This window comes from Chamaesiphon sp. OTE_20_metabat_361 (assembly GCF_031364565.1).
Genome location: NZ_JANLWO010000763.1, coordinates 1 through 6,598, shown reverse-complemented (window position 1 = coordinate 6,598; position 6,598 = coordinate 1). Strand labels below are relative to the sequence as shown.

The following is a 6,598-nucleotide window of genomic DNA, read 5'->3' as shown; positions in this document are numbered from 1 at the left end:
ACTCACCGAATATCATAGTCTCGCTGTTGCCAGTCAGCGGGTGGAGCATGGGGTAATTTGTTTGCTCTCTGCCCTCCAGTTTCATGGGATTGGAACTCAAGCACCCTTTGAAGTCTGGGTGGCGATCGACGTTCATGCCCGCCGTCCTAATTCGGATGTACTATTACTGCGTCCGGTCTATATGTCGGGATTAGCTCTGAGTGCGGGGATTGAAACTCACGCGATCGAGGGAACTCCAGTGCAGATATTCAATCCAGCCAAAACGATCGTCGATTGTTTTAAGTATCGCCACAAGATCGGTCTAGATGTTGCCCTTGAAGCTCTGCGGGAAAGTTGGGAGTCTCGCCGCTGCTCGATGGATGAATTGTGGTCGTATGCCAAGATTTGTCGGATGAGTAAAGTGATGCGTCCGTACCTGGAGTATTTATCATGAATCAACCGCGAAATTTGGCTGCTTCAATCCGCCAGCGATTATTAAATCTTGCCCAAGCTCAGAAAGAAGACTTCAATCTGGTTCTAACCCGCTATGGAATCGAACGTTTATTGTACCGATTACACTGCTCTGCGGTGGGAGAGCGATTTATCCTCAAAGGGGCGATGTTATTTATCCTCTGGAGCGACACTCCCCACCGGACGACTAAAGATGTAGATTTATTATGTCGAGGAGACAACTCAATCGCGGAAATAGAAGCCGTGTTTCGATCGGTTTGTCAGGCGGATGTCGTTCCAGATGGCTTGGAATTCGACATATCGACGGTAAAAGGTGAAGTAATCAAAGCAGATCGGGAGTATCCAGGCGTGAGGATTCGGCTCACCGCATTCATCGCAGGTACCCCGACGCGGATTAATTTACAGATCGATGTGGGGTTTGGCGATATCGTTACTCCCGCAGCGCAACTGATGAGATTGCCCGCGATGCTCTCGGATCTACCCACACCTCAACTGTATGCTTACAACCGCGAGACTGTTATCGCTGAAAAGTTTGAGGCGATGGTGCTGCTGGGAATCGGAAATACGCGGATGAAGGATTTGTACGATCTGTGGTATTTGTCCCAACATTTCACTTTTGAGGGGAATCTGCTCGGTCGAGCCATTGCTGCCACATTCGAGCGTCGCCGTACTCCCATCCCCACGGATACCCCGTTAGCCTTGACGAGTGAGTTTGCTGATGATGAAACCAAACAGCGGCAGTGGGTAGCTTTCGTGCGAAAGGGGAAACTGACAGGTGAGGGCTTGGTTTTGAGCCAGATCGGATTGATTCTTCATGATTTTTTGATGCCGCCGACAATTGCGCTCGGTGAGGGAGTTGAGTTCAATCGTGTGTGGTCGTCAGATCTGGGTTGGCATTCTCAATGAAGTGGCAAATTGTTTAGATCGGTTGTCAACGAACTGGAGTGGTGTCAAGCTCATATTCCCTAGTTGTCAACGTCTCGACATCCCCTCCATGAGTAGGAACTTTTACACTTCCACCATGAGTAGGAACCTTGACACCTTCTTGCTCATCTAGATCGTCTCTTTCGTTTACACGATCTAGCAACGGCTCAACCTCTACCTGTAAAACGTTCAGATCGCTAACTCCATGTTGTTTTTGTGCCTTCAAGATTGCCTGTCGCCGATCTAAATTCGAGAGTAATTCGCGGGGATTGCGATTACTCATCGATTCCATCGCCATCGATCGTAGATTATCTGGTGAATCGGTAAAAATTTTCAGTTCGCTCTTAGCTCGACTGGCTGCGACATAAAAACTTTCTGAGTTCTGCACCCCATCAGCCGCGACAAGCACCAGATCGCTAGTTTTCCCCTGACTGCTATATATCGTCGTAGCAATTGCCAGATCGAAGTGATGTGCTTGGCGCAGATCGATCGCTTCTATTCGACCGTCACGGTATTTAATGTTTGCCACACGATCGATCGTAGACTCGATCTCAAATTCCTGTCCATTGCGTCGCTGCAACTGTGCATCGTTTTTGCTCCAGCGCAGCCGATCCCCCACTGCTACACCGATCGATTCCTCCCGATAGTGGGCTTTGTTGAAATTTAAGTCTGTAACTAGTCGTTCGCCATCTGGCGATCTCAAGACAATGTTATTGGCTTCTTTATCGGTGACTATATAACTTTGCCCTCTTACCAGTTGGTTGTAGTTCCGAATCGGCACGACAATATCGCCAACATTGTAATTATGAGCGTAGCTGTTTTCGACTTTGGTAAATTTATAATCTACTAATTGTCGAGCTGGCAGGTCTGAGCCGATTGTCCCGATCGATCGCAATCCTTCACGGATCGCCGCTGTAATCTCCCGTCGCTTATTGTTAGTTCCCGATACGATTAATGTTTTGGCTCTCTGTGCTGGACTAAGAGCTAGATACTCAGTTGCAATTTTGCCAACGATCTCATCTTTAGCAACTGTGACGATACTATTATTTTGCTCTAACAGTGCAAAACCGCGATCGATCTCGCCATCGGCAAGAGCATCTACCGCAGCTTGGAGATTTGGGTCTTTTTGGCGTAGCGATACCGTGAGTCGGGCGGTTGCCATTCCCGCTGCTTGTAACGATTTAAAAGGATTCCCTGCCGCCACTGACGATAGCTGTCGGGTATCCCCAACGAGTAACACTCGCGCATTCTCTTTTTTGGCTCTAGATAACAGTGCCAGGGCATCATCGGCACTTAACAAACCCGCCTCATCCACAATCCACAATTCATCTTTACTCAGTGGCTCCTCACGACTACAGAGTTTTCTTGCTACTGTCTGGGCCTCGATCCCTAATTCATCACTTAACACTTTGGCAGCTTCGGCACTGGGGGCGAATCCTTTCACTTCGACCCCGTGCAGGTCGGCGATCTGTTTTAGTTCGGCAAGGGCAGATGTTTTTCCCGCACCAGCGACTCCCTGCCATGCAATTACTCGATCTGCGGTCATGGCAGCCAGTCCGATCGCTTGTCGCTGTCCTGCGTTGAGTGTGGTATTTTGCAGATAGTCAGCTACCAGTCTAGGGCTAGCAATCGGTGTTACATCATCTTTGGTGCCTCGCATCAGCGAGATCGTCCGATCCTCACGCACGAGTGCGTTGTAAGTGGTGTAGTTGCCATCGAGTTTAATTAAATCCGAGCGAGCGTCGCACAGAGATTTAATGTCAGTAATATCGATCGGTAATCGTTGGGCGATGACGAATTTCTCGATATCTTCAACTCTAAAGTCAACACTCCGCTCGGAACAGTGAACGATCGCATCTTCGATATAACGATCTTTAGTGGCTGCGGTAGTAGATTGCTTGACATTTGGCAATCCCGATCGCACGATCTCGATGCCTAAATCCGCCCCTTCCTGCTGCCATCGAGCTTTTAGCTCCGATTGGGGAATACGCTCTTTATGCTTGCGGGTATGCTGCCAACTTTCTTCACGAGTCAGCCAAGTACTATTACCTGGGCACTCAGAGAGGATCTGCATCCGGCGTTTGCTAAAATCCTCTAGATGCTCTCGATCGTACCCAGCAATCTCAAACTGTCCGTGGGGGCGATATTCAATTCCATAGCCCAGTTTTTCGACTTCGGCGGCAAGATACGTCTGATAGATCGTCCCCAAGTGTTTCTTATTCCCAAAGATGAGGTCGTTGTCGTTGGCATACCATTTTTCGCTCTCTGCTTGGGTTAGGTTCATCACCAAGGCGTGAGTATGCAGGTGGGGGTCGAGTTCGCGGCTCTCGATATGGTCGAACTGGGCGACAACTAGGTTGCTAGTTTTAATTTCTACTACATTTTTGTTATTTGTAATGCGAGTCTGAGCGTAACGTGCTTCGATTAATGCCAGAGTCTTCTCGACGGCGACGCGATGGGCGACTTCCAATCGAGTATCCCCGCCGACTAAGGCACTCAAGCTGACAGATTTAGGAGCTGAAAATGTAAAATCCGTACCCGCACGACGTTTTTCGGGGTCGCCTTTAGTACCCAAATATTTAGTCCCATCTGGCGATTTACCATAGCAGATGTTCTCAAAAGCTTCGCGATCGATTTCACCTTCTAAGCCAAGCGCAGATGCACCTTTGCCGAACCACCGAGTTTGCCCTAGATCGTAGTAGTCAGTGAAATACTGCACCCCTGTACTAGCTTTACAATTTTTTGCTGTTAGCATCCGTCTCTCTGTAACATTATCAAATTTATTTTTACTACGCTTAACTTTATCTTGAAGTTATTTTTAGTGTTAATTTCCCTCACACCTTTTATTATCGCCCAACTTACAGTTATTATAGTAAATGCGTACTGTGCGTAAAATTAAATCGAGATTACGTTGAAACTAGCCCCATTCAATGACCCATTCAGTGACCCCTATGAAATTTAGTATTTTAGGCTTGAGATAATACAACAGACCCATTGCATACCCATTAAATACCCATTAAATACCCACTGAATACCCATAAAAAAAGTAGTAAATTCAAGCTAACAAAATGCCAGATTGGAAATGGAGAGTTAACGAGGGCAAAGAATTAGAGAAGATTCTCTTTGAATATTTAAAAAGCTGTAGGCAAATGAAAGCAGACATAATGCAAGCTGTCGAGGCTTTTTATTTGCCCTATGCACTCAAGTACACAGGTGCTTCACCGCTAGAAATTCGGAAAGCTTACCAAAAATCGATCGACACCTTACAATCGAGAGTAAAAATTATGGCACTGGACGCGGGGATGTCCATAGAAGCGAGCGAAAATATCCGATCGGAGGTAAGTTTCGAGCGCATAAGTCCTGCTTCAGAAGATCGGCATCAGCTCAAAAAAGATGCAGTTGACGAAGTTGACAAAGCTGATGATGACTTGCCGATTAACCCGCTCAGGAAGATCGCTAAATTAGAGAAGTGAGGAGGATTAATTTCGTGGAATATCTGTACGCAGTCATAGATTACGGAAGTAGCGCGTTGAAAGTGATTTACAGTAAAGAACTCACCGACGCTCCTCAATACTTCATGATGCAGCCAGAGATCATCGAGGTTTCAATCGATGATGTGCAGGAGTATCGTAAAAACTTCAATTTAGATCCGGCTCGATATGCCTTTATTGGGACTAACGATCGTTACTATGCCACTGGGGAATTAGCCCAAGAGGTATTTCGCTCCACTTTGAACCTTACCGAACCAAAATCCAACAATGCGATCGGGCGTACTTTAGCGGCGATTACTGTAGCAGCTCAACTAGCTCAGATCGATGTCGGTAAAAAATTTAGACTGTTCCTTTCCTGTTTGCTTCCCGCTGGCGAGCTGGTAGATCGAGACATTCTCGAAGCAAATCTCAGGGAGGCGTTTAAAAACTTTGACACACCAATGGGCAGGTTGCAAATTAACCTCAAGTACTTTAATTGCCATCCTGAAGGTGGTGGATTGGCACTTTTTTATGAAGAGCATTGCGATTTAGCCGATCGTCAGTTAGGAGTAATTATGATGGGGCATCGGAATTCGAGCTGCTTTGTCGTACAAAATAGTGTTTATCGAAGGTTGCGTTCCACCGATCTTGGCTTCGCAACAATTGTCAACGATATTCAGCTCGCCACATCTGCATACAAAGACAAAACGATAACCGCAGCAGTGGCGACTTACCTCAGTCAGGAAGATGATAAAACCCCGCTGATAAAAATGTTACTGCGAAATAATCCAACCGCACGGGAACAGGAGCTAGACAAACTTCTCAAGGCGATCGATCTAGCCACCAGAAAATTTTGGAATTCATTCGTTCAGTGGTTGGCAATTCAGCTTCCACTCGATGAGATCGTTTTTGGTGGTGGGGTTGCCGAATTATTTAAACTAGAAATGCTCGACTATCTATCTGGTAAGCTACCCAATTTACCGGATAAAAATTGTCCGGCAATCTATTTACACGGTGGATTAGAGTATTCAGACAATACGCTTATTCCGACAGAACTACAAGCTAGATTCGCGGATGTGCAGTGCTTATGGGAAAAAGACATTATGCCAATCGCTAAGTCTTACTGGCTAAATGTATCAGAAAAAAATAAGTGAGTAACCAATTGGTTACTCACTCGTCCGACTACAAACCTTGCTCCTCAAGCCAGTTCATAGCTTCTTTACGAGCCAATTCCCACGCTTGCTGCCATTCTATACCCTTAAAATGCTACAGAATAAATTCGTCACAATTAAGCAGCTCACACAGTTTATCAATTTCTTCAGATGACAATTGAGAATAATCTTCAAAGTAGTCAGAAAACGCAGAATCGATTAGCTCAGATGGAGTAGATTGAAACAGGCGTAAAGCGGCTAAAACTGTCGCGATCGTTCGGTCGTTATTCAATGTCGGTCGCAATGAATATCCGTCAGCACTGGGCTTAACCTGATGCGTGACATAGCCAACATAAATATCTTCAACGTAATCTGCCCAAGAACTATCTTCTGGATCTTGACAATATGTGAGATCGGAATTTGCCTGAGCGATTGCTTCGGCTTGGGTAGAAAAGAAGCTCTGTTAGAGTCGAGGAGGGCTATTAAACCCTGCCCCTCTCTGTTCGATCTGTACGTGCGATTTTCACCGCATACAGCTCTCGATATTCTTAGCTTGCGCTTTGCTTATGCTAGGTTCAGATTTGCATGGTTCGTGTATTGCTA

General features: G+C 46.2%; 6 protein-coding genes. 4 read left to right on the top strand and 2 right to left on the bottom strand.

All coding sequences use genetic code 11. The features are described from left to right. On the top strand, positions 1-433 hold a 433-nt coding region (locus RMO35_RS21600; RefSeq protein WP_309744159.1), incomplete at its 5' end, for a type IV toxin-antitoxin system AbiEi family antitoxin. Next, complete coding sequence (locus RMO35_RS21595) at positions 430-1,356, top strand: nucleotidyl transferase AbiEii/AbiGii toxin family protein (protein WP_309744157.1); 927 nt, start codon at positions 430-432, stop codon at positions 1,354-1,356. The genes RMO35_RS21600 and RMO35_RS21595, both read left to right, overlap by 4 nt. A gap of 25 nt (positions 1,357-1,381) precedes the next feature. Here the strand turns inward: RMO35_RS21595 and mobF are convergent, their stop codons facing one another. Beyond that, on the bottom strand, positions 1,382-4,129 hold the full coding sequence (gene mobF, locus RMO35_RS21590; protein WP_309744156.1) for a MobF family relaxase: 2,748 nt from the start codon (positions 4,127-4,129) through the stop codon (positions 1,382-1,384). 313 nt (positions 4,130-4,442) lie between these two features. Here mobF and RMO35_RS21585 point away from each other — a divergent pair, with 313 nt between their 5' ends. Together RMO35_RS21585 and RMO35_RS21580 are read left to right on the top strand one after the other, a co-directional pair. Continuing rightward, entirely contained in the window at positions 4,443-4,847 is a 405-nt protein-coding gene (locus tag RMO35_RS21585; protein WP_309744154.1) for a hypothetical protein, read from the top strand. 14 nt (positions 4,848-4,861) lie between these two features. Next, complete coding sequence (locus RMO35_RS21580) at positions 4,862-5,998, top strand: ParM/StbA family protein (RefSeq protein ID WP_309744151.1); 1,137 nt, start codon at positions 4,862-4,864, stop codon at positions 5,996-5,998. A 112-nt stretch (positions 5,999-6,110) separates the two neighbouring features. On the opposite strand, the gene RMO35_RS21575 is transcribed toward RMO35_RS21580, so the two are convergent. Beyond that, a complete protein-coding gene (locus RMO35_RS21575) occupies positions 6,111-6,287 on the bottom strand; it encodes a hypothetical protein (RefSeq protein WP_309744149.1) in 177 nt (58 codons plus the stop codon). Positions 6,288-6,598 lie beyond the last annotated feature (311 nt).